The 26,115-nt window shown below is 66.8% G+C and carries 29 protein-coding genes and 1 pseudogene; 9 read left to right on the top strand and 21 right to left on the bottom strand.

Going from position 1 to position 26,115, the window contains the following annotated elements; genetic code table 11:
- The first annotated feature begins 33 nt into the window (after window positions 1–33).
- The 4 genes and pseudogenes from ACIA12_RS00975 to ACIA12_RS00960 all read left to right on the top strand — a co-directional run bounded on the left by ACIA12_RS00975 (window position 34) and on the right by ACIA12_RS00960 (window position 2,890).
- The gene (locus tag ACIA12_RS00975; RefSeq protein WP_396364711.1) at window positions 34–1,632 is read left to right on the top strand and encodes a phytoene desaturase family protein; all 1,599 of its coding nucleotides are present in this window, start codon (window positions 34–36) and stop codon (window positions 1,630–1,632) included.
- A 286-nt stretch (window positions 1,633–1,918) separates the two neighbouring features.
- Window positions 1,919–2,164, top strand: a complete 246-nt coding sequence (locus tag ACIA12_RS00970) for a hypothetical protein (protein WP_396364710.1) — start codon at window positions 1,919–1,921, stop codon at window positions 2,162–2,164.
- Window positions 2,165–2,353: 189 nt separating this feature from the next.
- Window positions 2,354–2,512 (top strand): annotated as a pseudogene (locus tag ACIA12_RS00965) (MBL fold metallo-hydrolase); the annotation flags it as partial.
- Window positions 2,513–2,617: 105 nt separating this feature from the next.
- Complete coding sequence (locus ACIA12_RS00960; protein WP_396366036.1) at window positions 2,618–2,890, top strand: hypothetical protein; 273 nt, start codon at window positions 2,618–2,620, stop codon at window positions 2,888–2,890.
- 68 nt (window positions 2,891–2,958) lie between these two features.
- Here ACIA12_RS00960 and ACIA12_RS00955 read toward each other — a convergent pair whose 3' ends face one another.
- From ACIA12_RS00955 to ACIA12_RS00860, 20 genes are all read right to left on the bottom strand, one after another.
- Window positions 2,959–3,438: a peroxiredoxin family protein gene (locus ACIA12_RS00955; RefSeq protein WP_396364709.1), complete on the bottom strand. Its 480-nt coding sequence runs from the start codon at window positions 3,436–3,438 to the stop codon at window positions 2,959–2,961.
- A 235-nt stretch (window positions 3,439–3,673) separates the two neighbouring features.
- Window positions 3,674–4,786, bottom strand: a complete 1,113-nt coding sequence (locus tag ACIA12_RS00950; RefSeq protein ID WP_396364708.1) for an XdhC family protein — start codon at window positions 4,784–4,786, stop codon at window positions 3,674–3,676.
- Window positions 4,787–4,789: 3 nt separating this feature from the next.
- Entirely contained in the window at window positions 4,790–5,689 is a 900-nt protein-coding gene (locus ACIA12_RS00945) for a fumarylacetoacetate hydrolase family protein (protein WP_396364706.1), read from the bottom strand.
- Complete coding sequence (locus ACIA12_RS00940; protein WP_396364705.1) at window positions 5,686–6,096, bottom strand: RidA family protein; 411 nt, start codon at window positions 6,094–6,096, stop codon at window positions 5,686–5,688. Before ACIA12_RS00940 ends, ACIA12_RS00945 begins: the two co-directional genes overlap by 4 nt.
- A 22-nt stretch (window positions 6,097–6,118) precedes the next feature.
- A complete protein-coding gene (locus ACIA12_RS00935) occupies window positions 6,119–6,592 on the bottom strand; it encodes a cupin domain-containing protein (protein ID WP_396364704.1) in 474 nt (157 codons plus the stop codon).
- The gene (locus ACIA12_RS00930) at window positions 6,589–7,323 is read right to left on the bottom strand and encodes a hypothetical protein (protein ID WP_396364703.1); all 735 of its coding nucleotides are present in this window, start codon (window positions 7,321–7,323) and stop codon (window positions 6,589–6,591) included. The genes ACIA12_RS00935 and ACIA12_RS00930 overlap by 4 nt, the downstream gene beginning before the upstream one ends.
- Window positions 7,320–8,933 carry an FAD-dependent monooxygenase gene (locus tag ACIA12_RS00925; RefSeq protein WP_396364702.1) on the bottom strand — a complete coding sequence of 538 codons (1,614 nt, stop codon included), beginning with the start codon at window positions 8,931–8,933 and terminating at the stop codon, window positions 7,320–7,322. Before ACIA12_RS00925 ends, ACIA12_RS00930 begins: the two co-directional genes overlap by 4 nt.
- Window positions 8,930–9,667 carry an SDR family NAD(P)-dependent oxidoreductase gene (locus tag ACIA12_RS00920; RefSeq protein ID WP_396364701.1) on the bottom strand — a complete coding sequence of 246 codons (738 nt, stop codon included), beginning with the start codon at window positions 9,665–9,667 and terminating at the stop codon, window positions 8,930–8,932. The genes ACIA12_RS00925 and ACIA12_RS00920 overlap by 4 nt, the downstream gene beginning before the upstream one ends.
- 40 nt (window positions 9,668–9,707) lie before the next feature.
- Window positions 9,708–10,802, bottom strand: coding sequence for an Ldh family oxidoreductase (locus ACIA12_RS00915; protein ID WP_396364700.1), 1,095 nt, complete (start codon window positions 10,800–10,802; stop codon window positions 9,708–9,710).
- A 74-nt stretch (window positions 10,803–10,876) separates the two neighbouring features.
- The gene (locus ACIA12_RS00910) at window positions 10,877–12,139 is read right to left on the bottom strand and encodes a hypothetical protein (RefSeq protein ID WP_396364698.1); all 1,263 of its coding nucleotides are present in this window, start codon (window positions 12,137–12,139) and stop codon (window positions 10,877–10,879) included.
- 146 nt (window positions 12,140–12,285) lie between these two features.
- Complete coding sequence (locus ACIA12_RS00905) at window positions 12,286–13,119, bottom strand: hypothetical protein (RefSeq protein WP_396364697.1); 834 nt, start codon at window positions 13,117–13,119, stop codon at window positions 12,286–12,288.
- On the bottom strand, window positions 13,116–14,060 hold the full coding sequence (locus tag ACIA12_RS00900) for an MBL fold metallo-hydrolase (RefSeq protein WP_396364696.1): 945 nt from the start codon (window positions 14,058–14,060) through the stop codon (window positions 13,116–13,118). The genes ACIA12_RS00905 and ACIA12_RS00900 overlap by 4 nt, the downstream gene beginning before the upstream one ends.
- A 43-nt stretch (window positions 14,061–14,103) precedes the next feature.
- The gene (locus ACIA12_RS00895) at window positions 14,104–15,072 is read right to left on the bottom strand and encodes an amidohydrolase family protein (RefSeq protein ID WP_396364695.1); all 969 of its coding nucleotides are present in this window, start codon (window positions 15,070–15,072) and stop codon (window positions 14,104–14,106) included.
- The gene (locus ACIA12_RS00890; RefSeq protein WP_396364694.1) at window positions 15,069–15,497 is read right to left on the bottom strand and encodes an SRPBCC domain-containing protein; all 429 of its coding nucleotides are present in this window, start codon (window positions 15,495–15,497) and stop codon (window positions 15,069–15,071) included. The genes ACIA12_RS00895 and ACIA12_RS00890 overlap by 4 nt, the downstream gene beginning before the upstream one ends.
- Window positions 15,494–17,938, bottom strand: a complete 2,445-nt coding sequence (locus ACIA12_RS00885; protein WP_396364693.1) for a xanthine dehydrogenase family protein molybdopterin-binding subunit — start codon at window positions 17,936–17,938, stop codon at window positions 15,494–15,496. The genes ACIA12_RS00890 and ACIA12_RS00885 overlap by 4 nt, the downstream gene beginning before the upstream one ends.
- Window positions 17,935–18,462, bottom strand: coding sequence for a (2Fe-2S)-binding protein (locus ACIA12_RS00880; protein WP_396364692.1), 528 nt, complete (start codon window positions 18,460–18,462; stop codon window positions 17,935–17,937). The genes ACIA12_RS00885 and ACIA12_RS00880 overlap by 4 nt, the downstream gene beginning before the upstream one ends.
- Entirely contained in the window at window positions 18,459–19,325 is an 867-nt protein-coding gene (locus ACIA12_RS00875; RefSeq protein WP_396364691.1) for an FAD binding domain-containing protein, read from the bottom strand. Before ACIA12_RS00875 ends, ACIA12_RS00880 begins: the two co-directional genes overlap by 4 nt.
- Window positions 19,326–19,338: 13 nt before the next feature.
- The gene (locus ACIA12_RS00870; RefSeq protein ID WP_396364690.1) at window positions 19,339–19,860 is read right to left on the bottom strand and encodes a flavin reductase family protein; all 522 of its coding nucleotides are present in this window, start codon (window positions 19,858–19,860) and stop codon (window positions 19,339–19,341) included.
- Between the two features lie 237 nt (window positions 19,861–20,097).
- Entirely contained in the window at window positions 20,098–20,874 is a 777-nt protein-coding gene (locus ACIA12_RS00865) for an SDR family NAD(P)-dependent oxidoreductase (RefSeq protein WP_396364689.1), read from the bottom strand.
- Window positions 20,871–22,262 carry a styrene monooxygenase/indole monooxygenase family protein gene (locus ACIA12_RS00860; RefSeq protein WP_396364688.1) on the bottom strand — a complete coding sequence of 464 codons (1,392 nt, stop codon included), beginning with the start codon at window positions 22,260–22,262 and terminating at the stop codon, window positions 20,871–20,873. The genes ACIA12_RS00865 and ACIA12_RS00860 overlap by 4 nt, the downstream gene beginning before the upstream one ends.
- A gap of 213 nt (window positions 22,263–22,475) precedes the next feature.
- Here ACIA12_RS00860 and ACIA12_RS00855 point away from each other — a divergent pair, with 213 nt between their 5' ends.
- The 5 genes from ACIA12_RS00855 to ACIA12_RS00835 all read left to right on the top strand — a co-directional run bounded on the left by ACIA12_RS00855 (window position 22,476) and on the right by ACIA12_RS00835 (window position 25,691).
- On the top strand, window positions 22,476–23,483 hold the full coding sequence (locus ACIA12_RS00855) for an AraC family transcriptional regulator (RefSeq protein WP_396364687.1): 1,008 nt from the start codon (window positions 22,476–22,478) through the stop codon (window positions 23,481–23,483).
- A gap of 98 nt (window positions 23,484–23,581) precedes the next feature.
- The gene (locus ACIA12_RS00850) at window positions 23,582–24,052 is read left to right on the top strand and encodes a YhjD/YihY/BrkB family envelope integrity protein (protein WP_396364686.1); all 471 of its coding nucleotides are present in this window, start codon (window positions 23,582–23,584) and stop codon (window positions 24,050–24,052) included.
- Window positions 24,053–24,057: 5 nt separating this feature from the next.
- The gene (locus ACIA12_RS00845) at window positions 24,058–24,330 is read left to right on the top strand and encodes a hypothetical protein (protein WP_396364685.1); all 273 of its coding nucleotides are present in this window, start codon (window positions 24,058–24,060) and stop codon (window positions 24,328–24,330) included.
- On the top strand, window positions 24,327–24,899 hold the full coding sequence (locus ACIA12_RS00840; RefSeq protein ID WP_396364684.1) for an NTP transferase domain-containing protein: 573 nt from the start codon (window positions 24,327–24,329) through the stop codon (window positions 24,897–24,899). The genes ACIA12_RS00845 and ACIA12_RS00840 overlap by 4 nt, the downstream gene beginning before the upstream one ends.
- A 369-nt stretch (window positions 24,900–25,268) precedes the next feature.
- Window positions 25,269–25,691 carry an XdhC family protein gene (locus ACIA12_RS00835; RefSeq protein ID WP_396364683.1) on the top strand — a complete coding sequence of 141 codons (423 nt, stop codon included), beginning with the start codon at window positions 25,269–25,271 and terminating at the stop codon, window positions 25,689–25,691.
- 228 nt (window positions 25,692–25,919) lie between these two features.
- Here ACIA12_RS00835 and ACIA12_RS00830 read toward each other — a convergent pair whose 3' ends face one another.
- Window positions 25,920–26,096, bottom strand: coding sequence for a hypothetical protein (locus ACIA12_RS00830; protein WP_396364682.1), 177 nt, complete (start codon window positions 26,094–26,096; stop codon window positions 25,920–25,922).
- Window positions 26,097–26,115 lie beyond the last annotated feature (19 nt).

The following is a 26,115-nucleotide window of genomic DNA, read 5'->3' as shown; positions in this document are numbered from 1 at the left end:
AGCCGGCTGCCGCCGCTTCTACATTTGCGGGCAATGACCAGCACTGTGGACGTGATAGTGATCGGCAGCGGGATCAACGGACTCGTCGCCTCGGCCGAACTCGCCAAGGCGGGCTGCTCAGTCGCCTTGATCGAACGCAACGACCGGCTCGGTGGGTTCATTGCCACCGAAGAGCGGACCGTACCGGGCTATCTCCACGACACGTACTCCTCGTGGCACCCGTTGTTCCTGTCTGGACCGGCGTATGCAGCACTCGGCCCCGACCTGCACCGGCACGGGCTCGAGTACAGGAACACCGACGGCCTGGTCACCGCGAGTGTGGCCCAAGATGGCCGGGTCACCGTGGCACACCGCGATCCCGAAGCCACCGCCGCGGAGTTCGAACACCCGGCCGACCGGACGGCGTATCTGGCAGCCCTGCAACGGTTCCTCGCCAACGCGGAGCCGATCGGCGACCTGATCGGCAGCGAACTGCGATCGCTCGGCGTAGTCCGTAGGGCACTCCGGATGCTGCGCGCCAACGGGCGGTCGGGAACCGAGGCATGGCTCAGGGACGTGGGGACGAGCGGGCGCTCCTTCTGCCGCCGGACCTTCGAGGGTGGAGAGGTCGATCATCTCTGGTCACCCTGGCTCCTGCACGCAGGACTGTCGCCAGACCACGCGTCCGGAGGATTCATGCTGCCGATACTGGCGGCGACCTTGCACGGCTTCGGCGTACCGGTGGTTGCCGGCGGCAGCGGCCAGTTCATTACCGCGTTCGAGCGCCTCCTCGCCGAAGAGCGGGTATCTGTGCACACCGGCACCCGGGTCGAACACATCATCATCGATGGCGGCCGTGCTGTCGGAGTTGTCGCCAACGGCAAAGTGATTCGAGCTCGCAGAACGATCCTCGCCTCCGTTGCACCGCAGGCGTTGTACGGCGGCATGCTCCCTGCGAGCGTCGTATCGACGGCGCTGCGAAACACCGCGCGCAGCTACCGGCCGGGCCGAGCCGGGATGCAAATCCATGTCGCACTGTCCGCGCCGCTGACATGGACCGATCAACGACTCGCGCACGTGCCGCTGCTCCATATCTCGGACGGGTCCAGCACCACCGGCATCGCCTGCACCGAGGCAGAGGCAGGTCTGCTACCTCGGCAACCGACCGTCGTGGTCGGCCAGCAATCGCTCCTCGATCCGTCCAGAGTGCCCGCCGGAGCCGGCGCGCTATGGATCCAACTGCAAGAGGTTCCGTTCCGGCCGTTGGGTGATGCGGCCGGGCACCTCGAGGCCGACGGCGAGTGGAACACGGACCTGGCGCGCGCCTACTCGGCCCGAGTGCTCGACAGGATCGCGGCCCATGCACCCGATCTGCAGAGCAAGGTTGTCGCCGTGGATGTTGTAGCGCCAACCGATCTGGCGTCGTACAACCCGAACGCCATCGCCGGTGATCCCTACGGCGGCTCGGCGGAACTCGACCAGAACTTTCTCTGGCGACCGTTCCCTGCCGGCGCCTCGCACCGCACCGTCGTCCCAGGACTGTGGCACATCGGTGCGTCGACCCACCCGGGCCCTGGGCTCAGCGGTGGCTCCGGCCACCTCGTGGCCCAGACCCTACTCACCACTGCACGCCGACTTCGGAGGATGGCCTGAAGACAAGTTTCGGAACCGCCTCGGCGGACGCCTGAATTTTCTCAGGGTGCAGATAGTGGATCACCTGGGCGCAAACCGGATAGCTGCTCGACAACCACGCTTCTAGCGTCAGTGACAAGCCGTTTCGCGGGGCAGACGTCCAGAGGAGGTGAGTCCGATGCGCAGGTCCAGATCCGTCGCCAGCCGCTCAAGTCCAAGGCCCGCCGGCACACGAAGGTCTACGACCTTCGAACCCCCTCCGGACGCGTCCTGCCGTGGTGAAGGCGAGATTGCCATCAAGACGACCGTGAAGCTCAGGCTGCATATCCACCACGTTCTCACCGGCGGCTGGTGCGCCGACATCGACGACGACAGCGACCGTCAGCCCGACGACCCCTACTGGTGCACCGATGGCTGGCCCAGCCTGACTGACGCCGTCGCCGCCGGTTGCGCCCAACTGGCCGCTCTGTACAACTGCTTGGACTCCGGTCTCCATCTCCCCCGCGTCAGCGGCCGGTACGAGGATGTAGACCGGTTACCAAGTGCCGCCTAGCCGCGGGACTGGCCAGGCCTACGCGAACGACGGCTTCATCCCGGCTGGTTCCGACTACGGACCGACGCTGCGCAACGCGCGCGTCCGACGACGTGACCAGAGGCTGGATCGCCTCGATCGAGCCGCCGATCATCCAGGACCCTCACTGCACAGTTGTCTGGGACCTGACGGCGTACGACTTTGTCACCGGTGAGGCGCCGAATACCGTCCATCCCAGCCTCTGGCGGTGGCGCGGGGCTGGAACTCGTCCGTGAACACCTCGGTGACCGACCCGTGACCGCGGTCGTCCACACCCACTGTCATCTGGACCACTTCGGCGGAGTCAAGGGAGTCATCGACGAGGCCGACGTCCGGGGCGGGGCGGGTGCCGGTAGTCGCTCCATCCGGCTTCTACCAGCATGCGGTCAGCGAGAATGTTGCTGCCGGCGTCGCGATGGACGCCGAGCCGGCTTCATGTTCGGCGGCAGACTCCCCCGCAATACCTGTGGGCAGGTCATGGTCGGTATCTCGGCCGGGGTAGCGAACGGCCGCAGCACCTTGATCAAGCCTACCCACGAGGTCGCCGCGACCGGTGAGGAACTGGTCCTCGACGGTGTCCGGTTCGTCTTCCAGTTCGTCCCCGAGACCGAAGCGCCGACGGAGATGAACTTTCATCGCAACACCGCCCGCTACCAAAGCACCCGAGTAGCTACCATCACCACCGCGCTCAAGGCCGGCGCGGTATAGCGATCATCATCCGATCGCTGTACCGCAGGCAACCGGCCCCGCTCGGGCGAGCAGGCGGCGACTCCAGATCAACTGGCGTGTTCGCGGATGTAACGGATGAATCCGATCAGATCGGCAGGGACCAGGCGGCCGATTGTCGCGCTGGAGTACACACTGGTCAGCACGCGGCCTTGAGGACTCAAAACGAACCCGGTGGACTCCAAGAACAGCGGATCCTCGTGGAGGAATGCTCCGGTCCGGGCGGCGACCTCACGCGCGTCAGCGCCGTACCCGACCGGGAAGGGCAGTCTGTGCTTGTCTATCAGTGCTTTGGTGGTTTCCTCTCCGTCCACCGACAAGGCGATCACCTTGCCGCCCACCGCCTCGAGTTGCTCCACCGCACGGCCAAACGCGCTCAGCTGAGCGTTGCAGTACGGACACCATGACCCGCGGTAGATCAGGACGACGCCGTAGCTTCCGTGCAACGCATCAGGCAGTCTGAGCACCTCCGATCCGACGGGATTGATCGGCAACTCGGGAAACGGATCACCGGGCTTCAGCACAGGCACGAGTACTCCAAGATCTGGTCGGATGCGGACAACCCATCTATAGCCCGGATCTCGGTCAGTTCAACGTCGATAGGCAGCAACGAAGCAGATGTCGTCGCTCCGTAAGGGCGCGACTCAGACGCGGGACTCGATTGCCTGGAGCAACCGAAACTCAGGGCCCCGAACCGGCCGGCCGAACTCGCTGTCAGCGGCGGAGCGCGCGGTTGTTTCGCCCACAGGCGAAGGGGCGAACTCACTAGTGGTGGATGGGGCCGTCCGCGTCGATCAGGCGTCGTCCGTCTCCGCCTCGGTGCGCCGCGATGATTTCGGCGGCGATCGATACGGCCGTTTCTTCCGGTGTTCGGGCGCCGAGATCGAGCCCGATCGGTGAGGACAGGACAGCGAGTTCGTCGTCCGTCACTCCAGCTTCCCGCAGGCGCGCGAGCCGATCCTCGTGGGTGCGGCGTGAACCCATGGCTCCGACATAGCCGAGTTTGGCGCGCAGTGCGACCTCGAGCACCGGTACGTCGAACTTCGGATCGTGGGTCAGCACGACCACTGCTGTGCGTTCGTCGACCCGGCCGGCCGCGACCTCTGCCGCGAGGTATCTGTGCGGCCAGTCGACCACGACCTCGTCCGCCCGGGGGAATCGCGCGGAGGTGGCGAACACTGCCCGGGCGTCGCATACGGTGACTCGGTAACCCAGGAACGACGCAATGTCGGCGGCTGCCCGCGCGAAGTCGATCGCTCCGAACACCAGCATCCGGGGCGGCGGCCGGAAGGTGCTGACGAACACCACGATTCCATCGCCGAGACGCTGGCCGCCCGGGCCGTACCGCAGAGTGCTTGTCCGGCCGAGAGCCAGCATCCCGCGCGCGTCGTCGGTGACCACCTCGTCCAGGCTCGGATCGCCCAGACTGCCGCTCGCGCGCTCGTTCCAGACGACGCGGTGCCCCCCTACGCGCGCTGGGTCCGGGTGCTCGATGACACTAGCCAGAGCGACCGGCACATCTGCCCGGATCGCTGCTACCAGGTCGGCGAACTCGGGCAGGTCCGCCTGGGAGAGGCGCGACACAAACACGTCGATGATCCCGCCGCAGGTCAAGCCGATGGCGAACACGTTGTCGGCGGAGAATCCGTACCTCTGGAGAACGGGAATTCCGTCGTCGAGCGTCTGCCGGGCCAGGTCGTACACCGCGCCCTCCACGCATCCGCCGGATACGCTGCCCGAGGTCGTCCCGTCGGCCGCGACGACCATGGTCGCGCCCGGCGGGCGGGGAGCCGAGGCCGAGGTGGCGACGACCGTACCGACGCCGACGGCCTCACCGCGGCGCCAGCGGTCATAGAGGTCGTCGAGGACGTCTCGCATGGCTCATCCCCGCCCCTGGTAACCGCTGAGGTCCAGGCCGGCCATGCGGTTGCGGAGCGCGCCGAGGCCGCTGACCTCGGAAACGATCTCGTCGCCAGCCTGCAGGAAGACCTGCGGGTCGCGGGCGTTGCCGATCCCACTCGGAGTGCCGGTGAGGATGACGTCGCCGGCGCGCAGCGTCATCCCCCAGCTCAGCTCGGCGATGATGCGCTCGAAGCGGAATGCCACTTGTCGCGTCGAGGCGTCCTGAAGCACAGTTCCGTTGACCACACAGCGGACTGTGAGGTCATAGGGGTCATCGATCTCACCGACGGTCGTGATCCACGGGCCGAGCGGCATTGTGGCGTCGATGCTCTTGCCCTTCAGCCATTGGCCGCCATGCCTTCGCTGCAGATCACGTTGAGACACGTCGTTGGCGACGCAGAGCCCGAACACGTGCTCCCACGCACGTTCCTCCGGAATCGAGCGGCCGGTCTTTCCGATCACCAAGGCAACTTCGGCCTCATAGTCCCACTTGCTGGAGATCGCTGGGTCGTACGCGATGTCATCCGTCGGGCCGATGACGGTGCCGGGGCCTTTCGTGAAAAAGGTGGGGTGCTTCGGGCGTTCCGGCGGGTCCTGGCCTTCGCGCTTTCCCTTTGACTCTTCGAAGTGATCCCAGTAGTTCCATCCGGTGCACAGAATGTCCCGGTTGAATCTCTGCAACGGCGCGATCAGCCGAGCGGCGCTCCGTGGAAGGCGTTGCGCATGCACGAGATCGCGATGTATTGCGTCGATTCCGGCGGCCCCCCGGACGAGGTCGTCGAGCGTCGGCGACCTTGCCGGCAGGACCGCAAAGGTGTCGTCCTCCTCCACGGCAGCCAGACGTTCATGCCCGTCGACGACGACGGTCGCGAGCTTCATCCTGGCACCTCGCCGGGCAGCACGGCGATGGCGTTGATCTCGATCAGGTAGTCCTTGTTCACGAACTTGGACACCTCGACCATGGTCGAGGCCGGCGCGACGCCCTGGAAATACTGCCGGCGCACGGCGTGGATGGCGTCGAAGTCCTCCATGTTGCGGACGTACACGTCGACGCGGGCGATGTCGTCGAGCGCGCCGCCTGCCGCTTTGACGGCGGCTTCGAGGTTCTGGCACACCTGGTGCGTCTGCGCGGTGATGTCACCGACACCGGTGACACCGCCCGCGGAGTTGCGTGCGGTCATCCCGGAGATGAAGAGCAGCCGCCCTTCGGCGGGCGCGACGGTGGCCTGCGCGAAGTGCCCGTTGGGCTCCGCGAGGTCTGCTGACACGACTTCCTGTTTGGGCATCAGACATCCTTGGGTGCGGGGATCAACGGGCGTCTTCGGGATCGGAGTACCAGTCCGGCTCGGTCGGATAGTGCGGACCGTCATAGATCTCCAGCAGAACCGACTCCTCCTGCGCCACGGTCGGTCCGTGCGCGGAGCCCTTCGGATTCCAGTAGAAGGCGCCCGCGGTCAGGGTGATGTCGGTCGGCACGTAGGTGTAGCGACCGGAGACGCAGTACATGAACTGGTTCGAGGCATGGGTGTGCCGCGACGGGATGCCCGAGCCCTTCTCGAAGCGCACCAGCGCGATCGAGCCACCGGTCTCTTCGTCGCGCCACAGCAGCTTGTGGGACAGGCCGGCCAGGGTCTTGTCGACCCAGTCGAGATCGTTGGTCTGCAGCAGGATCTCCTGGTACCGGCCGAGCGTGGCACCGTCGGCACCGGGCACGTCGGCCACGCGAGCCCGCTCAGCCGCCTCTCCCGAGTAGGCGGCAGGTGCCGAGTAGTTGGTGGTCATCGGTTCTCTCCCAGGTACTTGAGCTCGATCAATCGGCAGCGGTAGCGCGTCTTCCCCGCGTTGACCAGGGACTGGACCTCACCGGGCTCGCGATACCGCACTGATCCGGCGACCTCGATATCGACCGGCCCCTCCGCTGTCAGCGAATCGATGCGGGTCTCGGCGCCGTCCAGCGTGATGACGACGTGCGGATTCCGCTGCCGGTGCCAACTGAGCGCCGACTCGGGGTCGAGCACGATCTCCCAGGCGCGGACGAGATCGGACTCGAACACGATGTGGTGGCCGACGGCACCAGTACTGGCCTCCGCACCGTCGGGGGTACGAATGACTTCCGGCGCCGGCGGCACGGGTTTCGGTACGAGCGCGGGTTCGACATCGCCGACAGCGTGCTCGCCGATGTCGCGCAACTCCACCAACCGATTGCGGTACGACGTGGTGCCGATGTTCGTGAGCATGTGCACCGGCGAGGTGGGCCGGAGGATGACGCCACCGACATGCTCCTGCAGGTACCGCGACGGCGCGCCGTTGAGCCAGTCCATCCGGCCCGGGGAGGCCTCGACGTTCACCACCAGGTACGGGTTGTGGTGCAGATGCCACGGTTGGGTCTCACCCGGGGCGAGCGTGACCTCCCAGATGCGCACCCGCTCGTTCTCCAGCAGTACCGTCTGACCGATCTCGCCCAGCACGACAGGCGTTCCGTCCGGGGCGAGCACTGTGGCTCCGGCAGTCATGTCGGAACTCCCTCACTGACCGGCTCCGGGTGGATGGTGCGTGCGTAGAGATCGGCAACCGGGTCCTTGCTCGCGTCGCTCGGGTCGAACGGTGCGATGGCCGCCACGTGCCCGTCCGGCCGGAGCAGCACCACGGCGTCGGCCGCGACGCCGATCCGGTTGGTGGCCCGCTCTCCCGGGTCAAACAGCGCACGGTCGCGCAGCCCGGAGTCCAGCGGAGCGTCCCAGCGGCTGACCACGAATCGTTGGAGGCCGGGCTCATCGTCCGCAGGAAGCTGAGGGTTGCGGCGCGCGTCGGTGAAGTACAGGGCCACGAACGAGTCAGCGCACAGGTCGTGCACGTGGACAGGGCCGCCGGCTGCACCGAACAGCTGCACGTCGGGCAGCCGCTCACCTGCACGTACGGCCGGTGGAACGTCGCCGGTGGCAATCATCGACCACTCGCCTGCGTCCTGGACGTCCAGCCGGACACCGAGCAGGGTCCGGGTGATTGCTACTCCCCACCCGCCGCCGGCCATGGCCGCGACTCCGTCGTTGCGGCGGTCCATGTAGGCCCGGGCGGCCTCCGCCATCTCACCGGAGCCGCGAATCGCGATGGGCGCCTGCTCGCGTTCGTAACCGTCGAGAAGAGATTCGTCCGCCCATCCCCGCAGCACCCAGGCAAGGCGCCATGGCAGGTTCGAGGCGTCGAGCACGCCGGTGTTGAGGCCGAGAGCCCACATCGGAGTGATGAGGTGAGCGGCATCGCCCATCAGGAAGACCCTGCCGTCGCGCCACTTCTCGGCGACGCGATGATGCACCTGATAGATGTTCGTACCGAGAACGCGCAGTCCGTCGACATCCCCGATGAACCGCTTCGCCTTCGCCACCAGCTCGGCCCGGTCAGGTTCGGGACGACCCGGCTCGAGCGGGTACAGGAATCGCCAGCAGTGCGGCTGGCGCACCAGGATCATCCACTCGTCCGGGTCGCCGAAATAGGCGAGGTACGGATAGTCGCGCGGGTTCTTCACATCCAGGTCGACCTCGAGATCGACCAGCATGGCCCGCTGATCGAGGGTCAGACCCTCGACGGCGATGCCGAGCTTCTCCCGGGTCTGCGAGCGGCCGCCGTCACAGGCCAGCAGGTAGCGCACGGGTACCCGCTGCTCGCCGTCCGGGGTCTCCAGAACGAGCTCCACGTGGTCGTCGTGCTGGACGAAGTCGACCATCCGGTGACGCATGTGCAGGACGCCGGGCGCGAGCTCCTCGAGTCTGGCGCGCAACACCGGTTCCAGGTGGTGCTGCGGAATGTTGATGACGAACGGATACCGCGTGTCGCCTGCCAGCGTCCCGGTGAGCACGCTCTGACGGGCGGTCCCGGTCGCCCGGTCCAGGTCACCGATCTCGTCGATGCGCAGCGAAGCCCGCAACACCGAGTCGGCGGCGTCGTAACGATGCAGGACCTCGACCGTGCGGGTGAGCACGGTGCCGGCCTTGGTGTCCATGGAGAGCGTCTCGTCCTCCTCGAACACAACCACCGGAATCCCGTGATGGACGAGGCCGAGTGCGGTGATCAGCCCGACAGGGCCGCCACCCAACACCGCGACCGGCAGGGTCTCGTGTCCGCTCATGCGGCCGCTCCCATCGTGAACGCCCTCTCCCGGGTCAGGATCGAGCCGGTCATCGTGGCTGCGTCGGACAGCAGGAACAACAGCGGTCCGACGACATCCTCCGAAACTCCGATGCCAGTGGTGGCCGCCCAGTGCCCCCGCTCGCTGTCGAACGCGTTCGCGGCGCGGAACTGCGGGGTGTCGATCACACCGGGGAAGATGGTGTTCACCCGGACCCCGTGCTCCGCGACCTCGGCGGCGAGTGACTTCGCGTACGGGATCAGCGCGCCCTTGCTCGCGGCGTACGCCGACGCCTGCGCGCGACCGGCCTGCGCGAGCCCGGAAGAGAACACGACGATGCTGCCGGACCGTCGGGCGATCATCGCCGGCAGTACCGCCTGGCTGCACCACACGACGCCGTCGAGGTTCACTGACAGGGTGCGACGCCAGGTGTCCGGATCCATGTCGACGACGTCGCAGCGTGGCTGGACGACCGCTCCGGCCACCAATCCGTCGATCTGGCCGTGCCGCTCGAGCACGTCGCTCACGGCGGCGTTGACAGCGTCCCGGTCGGCCACGTCCACCAGGTGCTGCTCGATCCGGGCCAGCCCTTCGAGCTCAGCGCTGTGAACGGCATCGAGAACCACTGCGGTGCCGCCGCTTTCGGCAAACGCACGGGCGGTGGCGGCACCGATCCCGTTGGCTCCGCCGGTCACGACGAGTACCTCGTCATGAGCGTCGTAGGTCGATCTCATAGTTGTGTCTCCTGTTGGTCGGTTCAGCGACGGTGGATGATCAGACGGTGGGCTGTGCTTCCCGGAGCGGCTCCCAAGCCGCGGCCAGTTCGATGTCGACGCCGAGGTCGCGCGCCACGGCGGTCAGCGCGGCGCGGACGGCCGGCTCGAGCCGGACCCCCTGGCCGCGGGCTTGTTCGTAGCGGATCGCCTCGAGCTCACCGGGCAGGTACACGCGCTCGGATCCGGGAGCGAGCGGGGATGCGGCGATCGCGTCGGCGAAGGCTCCCATCCGGTCGCCGAACTGGTCTCCAACCCCGAAAGCCGCCGGGGACAGGGCCAGGAAGAAGTGCGCGCAGTCATTCGGGACGGAGGTGTCGGCGTAGAGCCCGGAAACGCCTGCCCCGAACGCGCCGCCGGACAGTACGCCGGTCAGCACGTCGACAAGAACCGCGAGTCCGTACCCCTTCGGGCCGCCCGCGGGCAGCAGCATCCCGGCGATGGCGGCGGCCGGATCGGTGGTCGGTACCCCGTCGGCGTCCGTACCCCAGGTAACCGGGATGGTTCGGCTCTCCGCGGCCGCGATTCGGATCTTGCCCAAGGCGGCTTCGGACATCGCCATGTCGAGGACGATCGGTACCCGGCCGGGAACGGGCGCCGCGAGCGCGATCGGGTTGTTGCCGACCACTGGAGCCGCGCCCCCCGGCGCCGGCATCAGCGGCCGGGTGTTCGCGGCGGCGATGCCGATGTACCCCTGCTCCGCCGCGGCGAGGGCGAAGCGGAACGCCCCACCGAAGTGGAAAGCGTGCCGAACAGTGACGGCACCGATGCCGAACCGCTCGGCCTTGGCCACTGCGAGGCCCATCGCGTGATCGCCGGTGAGCTGGCCGAGCGCGTGCCGGCCGTCGAGAGTGGCGACCGCTCCCCAGTCCGCCACCACAGCGCCCATTTCCTCGGTACTGACGGAGCCGTCGCGGATCCGCGCGACGTACATCGGGACCAGCATCACGCCATGCGACGGGATTCCCCGGCAGTCGGCGTCCACCAGGGACTGTGCAACCGTCCGCGACGCACGCTCGGTCAGACCGGCGGCCGCGAAGATCCGGCCGATCGTCTCGGTCAGCACCTCGACCGGTACCGTCTCCTGTTCGGTCACAGCAACTCGCTCCTTGATCGGCCTGTCATGTGATTGGCCACGGTAGGAGCGAGCACCGATGCTCAGATAGCCGCTCAACGCGCCAACTGTCCAGGTGATGCATGACCCCGCAGCAGCGGATAACCGATCAGTACGAGAGCCAGCGCGACCAGGAAACCCAGTGAGGTGACCCCGGTTACTTGCAGCACTCCACCGCCGATCGCCGCGACGCTCACCGACGTGACGCCCGCCCAGTTCACGGCTTCCGTCTGGCCGGGATCGGCCGGACGGCGGCGACGCACGATGAAGAAGTCCGCGATGATGACGCCCGCGAGTGACGTCGTGGTCACGCCCAGCACGCCGAGATAGCCCCGGACCAGTCCAAGAATGTCTCCGGTCACCATCGCGAGACCGATCGCGTTGGCGGTCACCACCGCGGCGACCCGCCCGAGACGACGGCCGGCGAGCTCGCGGGCAAGGTCGGACAGGGCCAGCGATCCACTGTGTGTACTCAGCACCTGCGCCTTCGCCTGCGCCATGAACATCAGCGCGAACCCGAGAAGTCCTGACACCACGACGTAGAGAGCACCGGCGTTGTTGTTGACGATCCACGCAGCCTTGTCGCTGACCGCTGCGCCCTCCTGGGCGGCGCTCGCAGCGGGATGAACGGCCAGATAGGCGGCCATGAAGTGGACGCCGGAATGGACGATGATCGTGCCCAGAACCACCACGACCACATCGATGATGATCGCGCCCCCGACCGCCAGGATGCCCACATCCCTGCTGGAGCGCGCATACCGGGCATGATCCGCGGTGGTCAGCGCCAGCGCGCCGGCAGAGCCGGCGAGAAGCGAAAGTACCGCGCTGAACCGGTCTGCGGGCCCTCCGAACGCCGAGATCGACGGACCGGCGGACAACAGCGCGGCCAGCGCCATCCCGGACCGGCTCAGCGACCGCCAGGCCATCGCGCCGGTCGAGACGACGAACACGATGAGCAGCACGATCGCCGTCCTCTGCACGAGTTCCAGCCCGAGCACGGTCAGCAGCATCCAGGCGACAGTGAGCACACCGTAGATCGCGATCGCGTTGCCGATGCCGGGTTCCCAGCCGAGCAGGAACAGCGTCGCGTGGTACAGCAGGGCGTTCTCCAGCGCGAGGAAGCCAAGGGACGCAAAGGCCAGGATCAGCGAAGCGAGCGCGGATCCTCGCCCACCGAGTCCGTACAAGCGGGCGATTCCCCTGCTTGATGTCCCCGAGATGCGGGCCACGTGACCGACGAGGCATCCGAGAACTCCACCGAAGACTGCGACCAGGGCGCCCGCGAGGAGGCCGTACCCGACCCCCGCGATCAGCGTCACGATCCCACCGACAGCCAGCTGAATCAGCGTGGAGGCGAATCCAGCTGTGTTCGTCAGCAGCCTCCAGCCCGACCGCCGGTCAGACTCCGGGACCGTTGACCAGGTACCGCTCTCCGTCCGGGGACGGAGAGCGGTACTGCCCCGCCTCAGTGCTGAACCGCAGTGAGAGGAGGGGCGGCGGTGTCTTCGAGACCCCATCCCCCCATCAGGTAGTAATGGACGATGCGGATGGCTGCGATGCCGACGTGGTCATCGAACCCGTCCAGCGCGCCGTACATCGGCGCCAGGCGTTCACGCACGTACGGTTCCATCGCTTCGTAGACCCAGATCGGCACCCCATCCGCGAAGGCGTGTTGGGTCGCATCGGCGAGTGCGTCGATGTAGTCGGCTGCGCGGCACAGACCATCGGCGTCCATCACGGGACCGCGTCCGGGGACCACGATGGTGACATCGTCGGTGACTAGTTCGCGCCATACGCGGGTGGCGTGGCGGAAGTGGAAGTCGTTCAGCAGCCCATAGCGGGCGTCGGCCCGCGGGCCGACGATGAAAAGCACTCCGGTGCCGGCAATGGTGACGGCGAGGTTTCCGGTGCCCTGGCTGGGGCCAGGGTGCGCCAACTGGAGCCGCAGGCCGTCCACCTCCATCGTCTCACCCGTACCGAAGACACGGCGGTGGATCGGCGACTCGCTGCGACCGGCGAGCACAGCCGCGCAGAGATCGTGGGCCACCCCGGTAGCGTCTGGGGCCAACTGGGCCGAGCCGCCAACGTGATCGAGGTGGTCGATCGCATGGACGATGTGGCTGATCGGTTTGCCGGGGACGGTCGCTGCGATTGCCTCCCGAAGGGCGTCGGTGGCGGCGCCGCCGGCCAACGCGTTGATGACCACCACGGACTCGTCTGCCTCGGCGAACAGGCACCGATGATCGTCGGCCGCGAACGTCCACACGCCGTCGGCCAGTAGTTCGATCCTCTTGTTCACAGCGTCACCTCCGTCGCCGGTCCCAGCGTCGACTTGCTGTCGCCGTCGGCGTCCTCGAGGCCCCAGCCGCCGGTCACCTCGTGGGCCATGAACCGCATCAGATTCATGCCGATGTACTCACCGAACCGGAACAGCCGACCGAACTCGCCGGTCAGTCGCTCACGCGCGTACGCGTCCACGGACGCGTAGTGGTCGGGATCGACACCATCGGCCAAAGCCTGCCTGGCAACCTCACCCATCCGCTCGTAGAAGCTGAGATTCTCACCGAAGCCCTTTCGGTCCATCGGCCAGAAGTGCCCGGGCACGAACCTGTCCCAGTCCAACTCCTCCAGGCGGCGCATGCTGCCCAGGTAGCGGTTCAGATGCCAGTCGGGCGCGAACGTGTAGCTGACCCCCGGAATGACCGTGTCAACCATGAACAGCACCCCTGCTTCGGGGAACCAGGCCGCTGCGTTCCCACTGCCGTGGGTGGGGCCAGGATTGATCAACTCGAACTCGATCCCGTCCACCTTTACCCGGGCACGCTCACCTGACCACGTCGTGGTTGGCACCGTCTGCCCGTCGGAACCGCGTGCCTCGATCACCCGCGCGGTTTCCTCATGGGCGAGTACGGTGCTCGCCTCGGGAGCGAAGTCCGACGCGAAACCGGTGTGGTCGAGGTGATCGTGGGAATAGACCACGGTGTGGATCTCGCGGTCCGGCAGCACCCGTGTCAACGCGGTCCGGTACGACGCCGCTGCCGCCGGCGACCAAAAGGTGTCGAAAGCAACGATCCCCTCGTCGCCCTCGGCGAAGATCGTTCGGTAGATGCCGTCGGTGGCAGTCCACAGGCGATCCGAGAGCGGCTCGCAAGACACCGTGGTCGGGAACGCGTAACCGGGCAACGGATCATCGATGGAGAACACTCCGCGATGACAGTTCTCGGTGGTTATCATGCTCATGGCGCTGGTCCTGCCTCTCTGGTGGGTCGATTGGTACGAGCGACTACCGGTACTGCGAAGGGCGGTCGTCGCGCAGACCGAGCGCCAATTCGGCGTTGACTGTGGCGACCCGCTCGACAAAGGCCTCGCCGCGATGCGCCACCTGTCCGCGAGGATCGCCGGTGCCCATGGCGAACGGCCAATCGCTGCCCAGCACCAGCCGCCCCTCGCCGAACACGGTGATTGCCTGATCGACCAGGGACGGATCGTGAGCAAGGCAGTCCACGAACACCCGCCGCAAAGCCTTCAGCGGTGGCTCGGTGAGGGCATTGACTCCGGGCCTCCCCGTGTCCAGGCCGTGCTGCCACCTGCCGGCGACGCCGGCCACGCATCCACCGCAGTGAACGAGGAGCACTCGAAGGTCCGCGTGCCTGGCAAGCACGTCACCGAAAACCAACTGGGCGGTGGCGACCGCCGTCTCGACCGGATTGCCGAGCAGATTCTGCAAGTAGAACTGGTCGAGACGGTCGTCCGGCGAGGATCCTGGATGTAGTAGCAGCAGCCGCCGATCCGCGTCCAGCGCCGACCACAACGGGCCGAAGCACGGGTCTGCGAGTGAGGCAGACCGTCCTCCCGCAGGTCCGCACACCCCCGCAAACCGATGATCCGTACGAACGTTGTCGTACTCCTGGACAGCAAGTACGGGGTCCTCGAGGGGCAGGTAGGCCAGCGGCCGCAGCCGTGGGCGCCCTTCGGTGGCCCGCAACAGGCCATCGTTGAGCGCGCGGGCCCATCGTGCCGTGTCCGAGCGGTGCTGCTGGAAGAGGGGCGGAGGGACGGAAACGATGGCGATGTCCAACCCAGCCCGGTCGAGGTAGGCCTCGGCCTCCTCAGGCCGGTAGAGCGCGGGCGGTCCGAGCGGATTGCCGTCTGCTGTCAGACGCCCGTCGCCAGCTCGCCCGATGCCGGGCAGGTCGAGATCGGCCAGGTCGAAAGCGGGGGCCAGATGGACGTGCAGGTCGACGGCGGTCATGCCGCGACCGCCGCGGCGCCACGAAGCACCTCGTCGATGGCGACCCACACGAGGTCCCGAACCACTCGCTGCCCTGCGGACGCGCCCGGACCGCGGACAGCGACCTCTGCGGCCCAGGACACCGTGGTCGCAGCACCCTCCGCTGCGAACTCCATCCGCAGGCCTACGTCGACCAGGGTGGATCCGCGGCCGGCCTGCACGGTCAGCACGGCCTCCGATGCCTCCAAGCGCTCGACCTCGACAGTGAGCGCGAACGGCATCGGCACGAACAGGTCGCGCGGAGTGAACTGCGCCCGGACGTTGCCGGAGGCATCGATTCGTACGTCGGTGAAGCCGGGTACCCGCGAGAGCGCCCCGAAATCACGCTGCAGCGCCAGCAGAGCCGTCGGGGTAACCGTGGTACTGAAGCGTCCAGTCAGCTTCATCGAGTCACCTGCACCTTCTCGGAGTTCAGGCCGCGTAGGAGGTGGAGCACACGCTCCGGTGGATTGAACGAGTCGAGCACGGTCGCCTCGAGACCGACGGCGTCCTGGATCGCGGCGCTGACCGCGTGCAGCGGCCCACCACCGCCCTCCCCCATGCCCTTGGCCCCGATCGGCGTGAACGGTGACGGGCTGACCACGTTCCCGTAGCGAAAGCTCGGCAGGTCGTACGCCGTTGCCGCGTGGTAGTCGTAGAAGTTGCCCGTGGTCAGCTGCCCGTTCGAGTCGTAGGCGAAGTGCTCGAAGAGCGCCGCCGAGATCCCGTGCGCGGTAGCGCCGTGGACCTGCCCTTCGACCACCATCGGGTTGATCGGAACTCCGCAGTCGTCCACGATCGCGTAGCGCAGCAGTGAGGTCTGGCCGGTCTCCTCGTCGATCTCGACCACGCAGGCATGGATCTGAGTCGCGTAGGTGAGGGTGAGGTTGCCGTACTTGCGTTCCAGGTCGGGGAGGTCGAAGGGCGCGGAGTAGACGGACCGGCCGACCAGACCGACGTCCTCGGCGATCTCCCGGGGAAGCGTGGCCGGCGCGAAGTGAACGATGCCCGCGACCGCGGACAGTGGCAGCGACCGATCGCGGTCACCCGCGACGTGCGCGTGCCCGTCGGCGAGGACGATCTCGCCCGGCTGAGCGCCCAGGGTTGCGGCGGCAACCCGCTTGATCTCCTCCGACAGCTTGCGCGTCGCATTGACCATCGCGCCGATGCCGGTGACCGCGAACTGCGAAGCATAAGAACCGGATGTACCTGCCTGTGCGGACAGTGCCGAGTCGCTGCCGCGTTCGACGTGCACGTCGTCGTAGCTGACTCCGAGCAGGTCGGCGACGACTTGCGCAATCGTCGTCTCGTGCCCTTGGCCGAACGCGACCGCGCCGGTGGTGGCGTACACCGAACCATCAACGCCGATGCGGATCAGCGCAGCCTCGTTGTTACCGGCGAACGGGAGCTGGGGGTTGAGCAGACGAGCCTGCCCGAAGTTGTTCGTACCGGAGTCCAGCGTTGAACCGATGCCGATTCCGATCCGCTTGCCGGTCCCTGCGCACGCCCGCTGAAGTCTGCGCGCGTCGTCGTAGTCGATGAGGTCCAATGCCTTGCGCAACGAAGTCGGCAGATCACCGGAGTCGTAGACGCAGCCATTGACCGTTGTGAAGGGGTACTGGTCCGGCTGCACGTAGTTCTTCAACCGGAACTCGACGGGATCGAAGCCCAGCTTGTGGGCGGCGATGTCCATCATTCGCTCGACCAACCACAGATGCTGCATGCGCGAGTAGCCTCGGTTGGGGTGCGTCGGGCACTTGTTGGTGTAGACCGACCGGTAGTGAACCCGCAGATGTTTGAGCTGATAACAGGCATTGGCGACCTGGGTCCAGATCACCCCACCGAGCGGCTCGTAGCGGGTATAGGCGCCGACGTCGTCGAGTGCCTCGTAGGTCAGGCCGAGCACTGTGCCGTCGGCCTGGAGCGCCAGCCGGACGTTACGGAACCAGCGTTCGTTGCCGTGGCCGCCCGCCAGGTGATGCTCGCTGCGAGTCTCGGTCCAGCGCATCGGGCGACCCAGCTTGCGGGCGAGCAACGCTACCGCGGTCGCCGGGATATGGGTGTTGATCTTGACGCCGAAAGAGCCGCCGAAATCCTTACTCAGCACCCGAAGCCTGTTCGCCGGGTGACGCAGCGCGACAGCCAGGTTCAGGATGGCCAACTGCGGGGTGGCGAAGCCACCTGAGAACGTGTAGGTGTCCACTCCGGGGTCGTACTCGGCGGTGACGACCGTGCACTCGAGCGGTGTGGAGGAGAACCGGTGGAAGTGCAACTCGTCGACCTCGATGACGTGATCGGCGTGCTCCAGTGCGAAGTCGACGTCGCCCCAGTCGAAAAGCGAGTCGAACGCGACGTTGAGACCGATCGGCTCGTGAAGCAGAGGCGCCTCCGGCTCGACGGCCGCACGTGCGTCGAGCACATGAGGAAGCTCCTGGTAGTCGACGGTGACCGCGGCCGCTGCGTCACGTGCCGCTTCGCGACTCGACGCGGCAACAGCGACAACAGGTTCGCCCGTGAACCTTGCGATGCCACCGGTGGCCAGGCACCGGTCGACCTCGGCATCCGCGGGTGGTCCTTGGAGCTCCATGTAAGGGTCGGTGAGTTCGGCGACCTCGTCGGGGAGTAGACAACCGAGGTAGCCGGCAACTGCTTCGGCCGAGGACACGTCGATTCCCAGAATGCGTGCATGGGCGTAGGGAGACCGTACGAACGCCACGTAGGCAAGGTTGGCGACAGGGGTGTCGTCGCCGAACTCGCCCTGGGCCTTGAGCAGTCTGGTGTCTTCCTTGCGCGGCATGGCCTTGCCGGTGAAGTGGCGAGTGTCCGGCACTGTCGATCCGATTGTCATTCTGCGTCCACCTCTTCGTCCGTCCGGCCGTGTGGCGGGGGTACGTTCTGACCCGCCGCGGCGCGGACGGCCTTCACGATGTTGTGGTAGCCGGTGCAGCGGCAGATGTTGCCCTTCAGGGCGCGTCGCACCGACTGCTCCGTGATCTCCTCACCGGAGGACAAGAGATCCGTCGCGGTCATGAGCATCCCGGAGGTGCAGTAACCACACTGGAGCGCGTGGTGATCCGTGAAACATTGCTGTAGACGATTGAGCGTTCCGTCCGCTGCGGACAATCCCGCGGCGGTCTCTACCTCGTCACCGTGGACCTGAACGGCCAGCACCATGCACGACTTCACCAGGGAGCCGTTCCAGCGCACTGTGCACGCGCCGCAGTTGCCGGAGTCGCACCCGATCTTCGGGCCGCGCTTGTCGAGTGCGTCCCGCAACCAGTGCACCAGGAGGGTCCGGTCCTGCACGGCGCCGGTCTCGGTCTTGCCGTCCACGATCACGCAGATCGGACGGGCGGTGTCCTCGAACGTCATTGGGCATTCCTTTCCACGGCGGATCCGATCGCGCGGCGCAACTGGACTTCGGCCATCTCGCGGCGGTAGGTCGCGGAGCAATGCACGTCATCGGCGGTCTGGACGTCTTCCTCGCGCAGCGCGTCGGCCGCGCTGCTGAGATCCGGCGTCACTGGAGAGCCGACGAGACGTTGCTCCACGGCAGGCAGGCGCATCGGCGAGCCGTAGACAGCGCCGAGCACAGCGCGGGCGTGATCGACCACGCCATCGGTCACATCGAGGCGCACCACAGCTCGGGCGACCGCCCACGAGTCGGCGCCTACCTGCAGATGCTCATGGGCCACTACGGCCCCGGCCGGCAGCGGCGGAATCTCGATGGCGACCAGCAACTCGCCGCGCCGTACCGCCGTGGCGAGCGAGCCGACGAAGAACTCGTCCGCAGGCAGTACCCGCTCGCCGTCAGGACCCAGCACCCTGAATCGCGCGCCGAGCGCAACCAGGAGTGGAGGAAAATTGTTGGTCGGGTCGTTGAGGCAGCAGTTGCCGCCGATTGTTCCGCGGTTACGGACCTGCCGGTCGACCAGGCCGGCTGCCATCTCTGCGACCGCCGGGTGGGTTCCCCGTGCGTCCCGGGCAGCGGCGAGGGCGGCATAGGTTGTGGCGGCACCGATGACCAACGTGCCGGTCTCGGTGTGCCGGACGCCCCGAAGCGCGTCGATGCGATGAATGTCCACGACTGCGGCCGGCTGCGCGAGGTCGAGTTTCAGCATGTTGAGCAGCGTCTGACCGCCGGCGAGAACGACGCTGCCGTCAGTCTCCGACAGCATGGCGACGGCAGCACCGGCCGTGTGGGGACGGAGGTATCGCAGGGGTGGCAGAAGCATGACGACCTGACTCTCAGAACTCTGGGTGCGGTGCGGCCACGTGATACATGCCTGCGTGGAACACCAACGGTTCGCCGTCGGCGGTGTCGAAACGCTCGACCTCGCCGATACAGATGACGTGATCGCCGGCATCCACCCACCGCACGGTCCGGCATTCGAACCGGGCGAGGGCGCCGCCGATCAACGGTGCGCCGCCGAGGCCTTCGGTGGTCGGCACGCCGGCGAACTTGTCCGCTGCCGGCGTGGCGAACTGCTTCGAAAGGTCATGCTGTCCAGCAGCGAGTACGTTCACTGCGAAGTGCGTGGCTCTCTCCAGATCGGGCAGGCTCGGCGCTCGTTTCGCCGGACACCACGCCACCAGGGGCGGCTCCAGGGAGACCGAGGTGAACGAGTTCGCGGTGACCCCGATCCGGCGCCCGTCCGGGGTCTGCGCGGTGATCACAGTGACGCCGGTGGTGTACCGGCCCAGCGCGCTCCGCAGCTCGCGGGAACCGAAGTCGCGGGTCATGGCTGCTCCGTCAAGAGTTGTGGTCATGGTTCCTCCGAAGGTCGGATCAGGAGTTCGAACGCCGGTGCGCCACGGGGGACGACGAGTTCGCCTGGAGAGGTGCATCACTCCTGTGTTCGATTGATGCGGGACGCTACGGGCGACGTCCGCCTCCAGCTATCCGTTCGGCGAAGCGACTGTGCGGTTTGCGTCGGAGCAGTCCGGGGCCGCGCGTGACCATCCGCTGTCCGTACTGGGACGGCACAGCGAATGGACGGTAGTCCGCTATCTGGCTGTGTAGCCGCCGTCGACGAGCCAGCTGGCGCCGGTGACATAGGAGGCGTCGTCGGACACCAGGAACGCGATCACGGCCGCGATTTCCTCTGGCCGGCCGACTCGGCCGATCGGGGTGCCCTCGGTCCCCGCCGCGTCCCAGATCTGAGCCTCGTCCTGCGTCGACAAGTGCGGCAGGAAGTGGCGAACCTGCATGGTGCGGGTCGGTCCGGGACAGACGCTGTTCACCCGGATGCCATCGGCGGCGTATCGCGTGGCCAGTGAGGTGGCCAGCTGACGGGTGCCCGCCTTGGTGACGTTGTACGCGAAGCTGGACTGCCCGCCCATCTCCTGCCCGATGAAGGCGGCGATCGACGACAGGTTGACGATCGCGCCGCTGGCCTGTCGTTGCATCGCCGGGATCACGTGCTTGCAGGTGAGGAACTGGCCGCGGAGGTTCACCGCGACGAGCTTGTCCCACTCCTCGACGCTGGTCTCGGTGATGTCCTTGAAGAACAGCTGACCGACGTTGTTGACCAGGATGTCGATCCGCCCGAAGCGGTCGAGGGCGGCGCCGGCGAGAGCTTCGGCGGTGCTCTCGAGCGAGATGTCCCCCGGCACCGCGATGTGTCGGCTGCCCGGCAGTTGGGCGATGAGCTTGTCGAGGTACTCCGCGTGCAGGTCGTTGACGACGAGCTGCGCGCCTTCCTCCGCGAGCCGTAGCGCGGTGGCCAGGCCGATGCCGCTGCCTGCTCCCGTGATGATGGCAGTTCTGCCGTCGAGTTTCATGCGCTTCCCTTCAGGGGACTCGTGCCGGGGTGGTTGGCGGGACGGCCGAAGGCCTGACGCAGCTGTGCGCGGACGATGCGCGTCTTTCCCTGCCGGACGGGCTTGTCGGCCTCACCGAAGTGCTGCGCGATGACCCGCCTGCTGATCTCGTCCTGGTGAAAGGCCGGCGTCAGATCGGCAGGGTCGTTGAAGTTGTCGCAGAACCGGTTGGCCAGGATCTGCTGCGGCGAGGTGTCACCCACTGACCCGGTACTGCCGTACTGGGCCAGCAGCAAGCTCTGGCCGGGCTTGGTGAGCGGCCGGATGAGAGTGTTGTTGAACTCCTCGGTCCATCGGTTGCGTTCCCAGAAATCTTCGGCGGTGTCGCGCATCCATGCCGCGTCGAGTGCCCGGTCCTGGCGTTCGACAATGCTGGCGACAAGATTCCGCGCCATCTTGTTGCCGTTGTTCGCGCCCTGCCCACTGATCGGGTCGAGCGAATGCGCGGTGTCGCCGAGCGCCATGACGTGCCGGCCGGACGGCAGCGTTCCCACGACCTGGCGAACCTCCGGGGTGAACGAGCCGACCAGCCATGAGTTCGCATCGCAGGGCACGGCGTCGCGGACCCACTCGGCATCCCAGGGAGCGAAGCGGTTGATCACCGACTTGCCGCGCTCGAGTGCCTCGTCGGCCGAGCCCGACCCCTGGAAGACGTCCATCGGACCGCCAGGTCGTGCCTCGAACACCAGGCTCCACGACGGCGCTCCGTCCTTGGAGTACCACGGCACCCAGAACATCTCTCCGTACCGGGCGAAGAAGTTGAACTTCACTGGCGTCAGGTGCGGTGCGTACGGCATCTGCATCCCGACGCCCGTCACGTTGACCATCGTCAGGTTCCGCTGCGGGCGTACCCAGGTACTACGCCCTTGATCGCGCGGAAACAGCCGGTGAATCTCGCCTCGGCCGGCGGCCACCACCACGAGATCATTGTCCGCGGCGATCTCGTCCAACTGCCCGAGATCGACGTTGCCGATCTCGGTCTTGCCGCCTCGCTCGGCGAACGCGCGCATCCATGTTGCGCTCTGCAACCGCAGGTCGATGGCCATTGCGGGTCTCGACAGGCGCCCCAGCAGCGTCAGCAGCGCATTGTGTGGATTCTTCGCGGTGGAGAAGTGCAGGTGAATCCCATCGATGTGTGGGGCTTTGTCGCGCCAGTAGTCGAGCCCGAGATCACGCTCATAGGACAACGCGACGTCGAAGCGGGCGGCCGTGCCCGTCGGCCGGGCGCGCTCCAGGAAATCCTCGGGTGTCTTGTCGGAGAACAAGGTGACTTCGTAGCCTTGGCGTAGGAGATCGTGCGCGGCGAGCAGCCCTGCTTGCCCGGCTCCGACGATCGCGATGCGTCTCATTGCGAATCTCCTCACGAATGCGGTGGTCACCGGACCACCGCTGCTCGATTGAGTTGCCGACGGTAGAGCCGGGCTCCGCGCGCCAGGTATCCGTCTGGCGCGGCTGTTGTACGTTTCACGCAATCGCGCTGTTTCGGACGTCGTGCCCCGAGGCAGCAGTGGCCTATGGTCGAACCAACGGTTCCAATGACCTGCATCACACACGAGGTGACCATGTCCGAACATGGTGAAGATCAGCCGCCGGCCGCGGAAGCGCTTCCGCTGGCCCGGTATGAGCGCCTGGACACCCGGGACGTCGACGAGGCCCGCGAACTGGTGGCACGAGACTTCTGTGCGCACCAGTTGTTGCCCCTGACTCGCCACAGCTCTCTGCACACGCGATTCCACTCCGTGCGACTGGGTGGGCTCGGGTTGCACTATCTCGACTACGGTGCGGAGGTCCGCGTGGCCCCCGGTGAACTACGGGACTTCTTCCTCGTCCTGTTGCCGCTGGCCGGAGCCGCCGAGGTCACGTCCGGCAACGAGACGGTGCTCGTTCACCCATCGGCCGGTGCCATCCCGGCACCAGATCGGAAATTCGTCGTACGGTGGGGTGCGGGTAACAGGCAGTTGATCGTCCGGGCCGACCGCGGTGGGCTCGAGCGTCACCTGAGCAAGATGCTCGGCAAGCCGCTCACCGAACCGCTCATGTTCGACCTCGGCGTGGACATGACAGCGCAGACCATCCGCTCGTGGCGCAATGTCGTCGACCTGCTGTGCCGCGAGGTCGATGCCGAGACCGGGCCGTTGGAACAACCGCTCGCGATGCGGGAGCTGGAGCGTCTGGTGTTCAGCCGGCTGCTGCTGGCACAGCCCAGTAACTACAGCGCTGCCTTGCACCGCGAGCCGATGAGCGCCGCGCCCAAGATGATCAAGCGCGCGACGGAACTCATCGAAGCACACGCAGCCGAGCCACTGACCGTCGAAGACATCGCCGAGGCAGTCGGCGTCAGTGTCCGAGCTCTCCAGGAGGGGTTTCGCCGACACTTCGACACGACACCGATGAACCACCTGCGCGAGATCCGCCTTCGCCGCGTCCACACCGCGCTGAAACTGGCCGACCCGGCTCACACCACCGTCACCGACCTCGCTCTGCAGTGGGGCTTCCTTCATCTCGGCCGGTTCTCCGTGCAGTACCGCCAGCGCTTCGGCGAACTCCCCTCGGCCACCCTGCGTGGCTGAGACACGGTCGCGGTACTCGAAAGCCGTCGGACTTTCTTTGTCAGTACTGCGGCGTGACGCGTTCAAGGAGAGGATCAGATTCTCGGAGCCCGCTGTCCTTGACCTGGGTCCGCACGCTCCCCTCGACGATCTGGAAGCTGATCACTCGCACGACTGGGGTGTGTGCGCTCTACCGGGGCACCAGTCTCGCGGCCGAGAGGGCGTTCTTCGCCATCGGCTCGCTGCCGCCGCTGATCTTCGCGCTGGCCGGCAGCGTCGGCTTCGTCGCGAACCGGCACTTCGAGGTCGAGACGATCGAGGACATCAAGCTCCAGATCGCCGATATCACCGCTCGGGCGCTGACCGACGACTCGGTCAGGACCGTCATCGTGCCGACCCTGAACCAGGTGCTGAACGGCGGCCGGCCGGACGTGATCTCGGTCGGTTTCGTGCTGGCGCCGTGGTCCGGCAGCCGCGCGCTGAACGTCTTCGTCGACACCATCACGATCATGTACGGGATAGGCGGCCGGCGCGGCATCATCCGCACCCGGGCACTGTCCTTCAGCCTGTACTGCGGCGCGCGCTGGTGATCGGCGTGATCGACCTCCCGCTGGTCCTGGCCGGCCCTGACACGGTCGACGCACTGCTGCCGCACCGGGTCGACTTCCTGAATCAGCTCTACTGCCCCGTCGTCACCATCTTGTCGGCCGGCTTCCTGAACACCCTGTACCACCTGTCGGTGCCGGTCCGGACGATCGCGGTCGTGCTCTGGCTCTACATGTCGGTGATCGCAGTACTGGTCGGCGCGGCACTGAACGCCGTGGTCGATCGCCAGTGGCCGCACGAGGCGCGGGAACGGCTGCCATGAAGCCCGCTGTCGTAGGAGTCCTGCTCGCGGCCGGCGGCGGGAGGCGGATGGGGCGGCCGAAGGCGCTGGTGACGGACGCATCAGGCGTCGCCTGGGTCGTGCGGTCGGTCGACGTACTACGTAATGGTGGTTGCGCAGAGGTGGCGGTGGTCCTCGGGGCCGCCAGCGACGAGGCAGCTTTGCTGTTGGCGAATCACGACGTGACCATTGTGCCCTCGCCTGAGTGGTCGACAGGAATGGGGGCGTCGGTCCGCCGTGGCCTTACCTGGGCCCGATCGACCAGGGCCGAGGCCGCCCTCGTGCACCTGGTGGACCTGCCCGACGTGGGAGCGGACGTCGTACGGCGAGTGCTCGCAACTGGAATTGGCCCGGACGCGCTAGCTCGGGCCTCCTACGGTGCGCAGGCCGGGCATCCAGTACTGATCGGGCGGTCACATTTCGCCCCGGCGGTGGCCGCCGCCGTCGGCGACCGCGGCGCCGGTCCCTACCTGCGCCAGGCGGGCTGCCTTCTCGTCCCCTGCGATGATCTTGCTCATGGCAACGACCAGGACTATGCGACCGACCCCTGACGGTACGATGGCAGATCGTGCCCCGGGCCTGACCGCATCGTACGGACGAGGATCGAGTCCGGGTTCCGCAGCCAGAAGTCCAAGGCCTGCAGCAGCATCTGACCCCTGACCACCGCCAAGGCACCATCCGGGCGCTCTCCACCTCGGACTCCTGCAACTCGGTGCTGCAGGACGCGGTGGGGTTGCTGCTGTTGATCGAGGCGGCTGGCACGTCGTCTTGCCGCTCCCGACGGCATCCGTGGTCCCACCATCCTCCGACCCTAGAACCTCACCGAGAAATGGCAGCGACACGCCCAGGCCCACCGGTTGCGCCCAGCAGCCTAGTCAGACGACTTCATTGCGGTCGGAGTCACGATAGCTGTCCAGCGAATGCGAACGCTTCAGCAGCGACGACTGCATCAGCAGTATTCCGAATGGCTCGTCGCTCAGAACTCTCGGGACTTCACCGCTCTGACTGACCGATCGGACGATCCGCATCGGGTCGCCGGCACCAGCCTGACCCGCACGCTACCGAACGTCGACGCCTCCAGCTACGTCCTGGTGATGACCCACAACTTCCTGCGCGACGGCGAGTACCTGGCCGCGGCACTCGCCGCTCCAGCCAAGTACATCGCCGTACTCGGACCCCGTCCACACGCGACACGGCGACTGTGCCGTACAGAACCCCGACTCGCGAGGCTGGCGGCCCCGGCAGCGAGACCGATACTGCGCTTCGGGAGTACGACCAGATCTCCCGGTCACGGACAACGATCCTGCCGATTGCGGACACGCGCCGCCGAGCGGCGTTGGTAAGAGCTCTCTGTGTTGCCACCGGCCATGCAGATCCTCAGCGAGCGGTCGAGAAAGCGCGAGAACTCGTCCGGCCCCTCGAGAGGTCACCGAAGCCCACGGGGGTCACTCCCCGAGCCCGGAAGAAGCGCTCCGAACGCCAAATCCGCGACATAAGCGGGATCGGCCCAGGTCTCTCAACGCCCAGAGGCTACGACGCAAAGTCGGTGCAATCAGTCGTGTCGAGCTCATTCAAGAGCAACCGACGTCAGCACTGAGATAAAAGCGGTCGTCTACCGGAACCTCGGCCGACATCAGCGCGACGCCGTAGATTGCCTGTCCGGCTGAGTCATGTTGCGCGAGCCACCGGCTGTACTCGCCGAGCATGACGATCCTCCCGCTCCACTCGCTAATCAGCGACTGATCCACCGTGACTCTCTATACTTCA

It is taken from the genome of Kribbella sp. NPDC051620 (assembly GCF_044453825.1).
Classification (GTDB): Bacteria; Actinomycetota; Actinomycetes; order Propionibacteriales; family Kribbellaceae; genus Kribbella.
Note: the sequence above shows the minus strand (reverse complement) of the source record. Positions and strands in the feature narration are given on the sequence as shown.

What these genes read in the sequence shown, in the direction of transcription:
- ACIA12_RS00975 (WP_396364711.1), top strand. Translation starts at nt 34, where the DNA reads ATGACCAGCACTGTGGACGTGATAGTGATCGGCAGCGGGATCAACGGA.
- ACIA12_RS00960 (WP_396366036.1), top strand. Translation starts at nt 2,618, where the DNA reads ATGTTCGGCGGCAGACTCCCCCGCAATACCTGTGGGCAGGTCATGGTC.
- ACIA12_RS00950 (WP_396364708.1), bottom strand. Translation starts at nt 4,786, where the DNA reads ATGCGAGACGTCCTCGACGACCTCTATGACCGCTGGCGCCGCGGTGAG.
- ACIA12_RS00945 (WP_396364706.1), bottom strand. Translation starts at nt 5,689, where the DNA reads ATGAAGCTCGCGACCGTCGTCGTCGACGGGCATGAACGTCTGGCTGCC.
- ACIA12_RS00940 (WP_396364705.1), bottom strand. Translation starts at nt 6,096, where the DNA reads ATGCCCAAACAGGAAGTCGTGTCAGCAGACCTCGCGGAGCCCAACGGG.
- ACIA12_RS00935 (WP_396364704.1), bottom strand. Translation starts at nt 6,592, where the DNA reads ATGACCACCAACTACTCGGCACCTGCCGCCTACTCGGGAGAGGCGGCT.
- ACIA12_RS00930 (WP_396364703.1), bottom strand. Translation starts at nt 7,323, where the DNA reads ATGACTGCCGGAGCCACAGTGCTCGCCCCGGACGGAACGCCTGTCGTG.
- ACIA12_RS00925 (WP_396364702.1), bottom strand. Translation starts at nt 8,933, where the DNA reads ATGAGCGGACACGAGACCCTGCCGGTCGCGGTGTTGGGTGGCGGCCCT.
- ACIA12_RS00920 (WP_396364701.1), bottom strand. Translation starts at nt 9,667, where the DNA reads ATGAGATCGACCTACGACGCTCATGACGAGGTACTCGTCGTGACCGGC.
- ACIA12_RS00900 (WP_396364696.1), bottom strand. Translation starts at nt 14,060, where the DNA reads ATGAGCATGATAACCACCGAGAACTGTCATCGCGGAGTGTTCTCCATC.
- ACIA12_RS00895 (WP_396364695.1), bottom strand. Translation starts at nt 15,072, where the DNA reads ATGACCGCCGTCGACCTGCACGTCCATCTGGCCCCCGCTTTCGACCTG.
- ACIA12_RS00890 (WP_396364694.1), bottom strand. Translation starts at nt 15,497, where the DNA reads ATGAAGCTGACTGGACGCTTCAGTACCACGGTTACCCCGACGGCTCTG.
- ACIA12_RS00885 (WP_396364693.1), bottom strand. Translation starts at nt 17,938, where the DNA reads ATGACAATCGGATCGACAGTGCCGGACACTCGCCACTTCACCGGCAAG.
- ACIA12_RS00880 (WP_396364692.1), bottom strand. Translation starts at nt 18,462, where the DNA reads ATGACGTTCGAGGACACCGCCCGTCCGATCTGCGTGATCGTGGACGGC.
- ACIA12_RS00875 (WP_396364691.1), bottom strand. Translation starts at nt 19,325, where the DNA reads ATGCTTCTGCCACCCCTGCGATACCTCCGTCCCCACACGGCCGGTGCT.
- ACIA12_RS00870 (WP_396364690.1), bottom strand. Translation starts at nt 19,860, where the DNA reads ATGACCACAACTCTTGACGGAGCAGCCATGACCCGCGACTTCGGTTCC.
- ACIA12_RS00865 (WP_396364689.1), bottom strand. Translation starts at nt 20,874, where the DNA reads ATGAAACTCGACGGCAGAACTGCCATCATCACGGGAGCAGGCAGCGGC.
- ACIA12_RS00860 (WP_396364688.1), bottom strand. Translation starts at nt 22,262, where the DNA reads ATGAGACGCATCGCGATCGTCGGAGCCGGGCAAGCAGGGCTGCTCGCC.
- ACIA12_RS00855 (WP_396364687.1), top strand. Translation starts at nt 22,476, where the DNA reads ATGTCCGAACATGGTGAAGATCAGCCGCCGGCCGCGGAAGCGCTTCCG.
- ACIA12_RS00840 (WP_396364684.1), top strand. Translation starts at nt 24,327, where the DNA reads ATGAAGCCCGCTGTCGTAGGAGTCCTGCTCGCGGCCGGCGGCGGGAGG.
- ACIA12_RS00835 (WP_396364683.1), top strand. Translation starts at nt 25,269, where the DNA reads ATGCGAACGCTTCAGCAGCGACGACTGCATCAGCAGTATTCCGAATGG.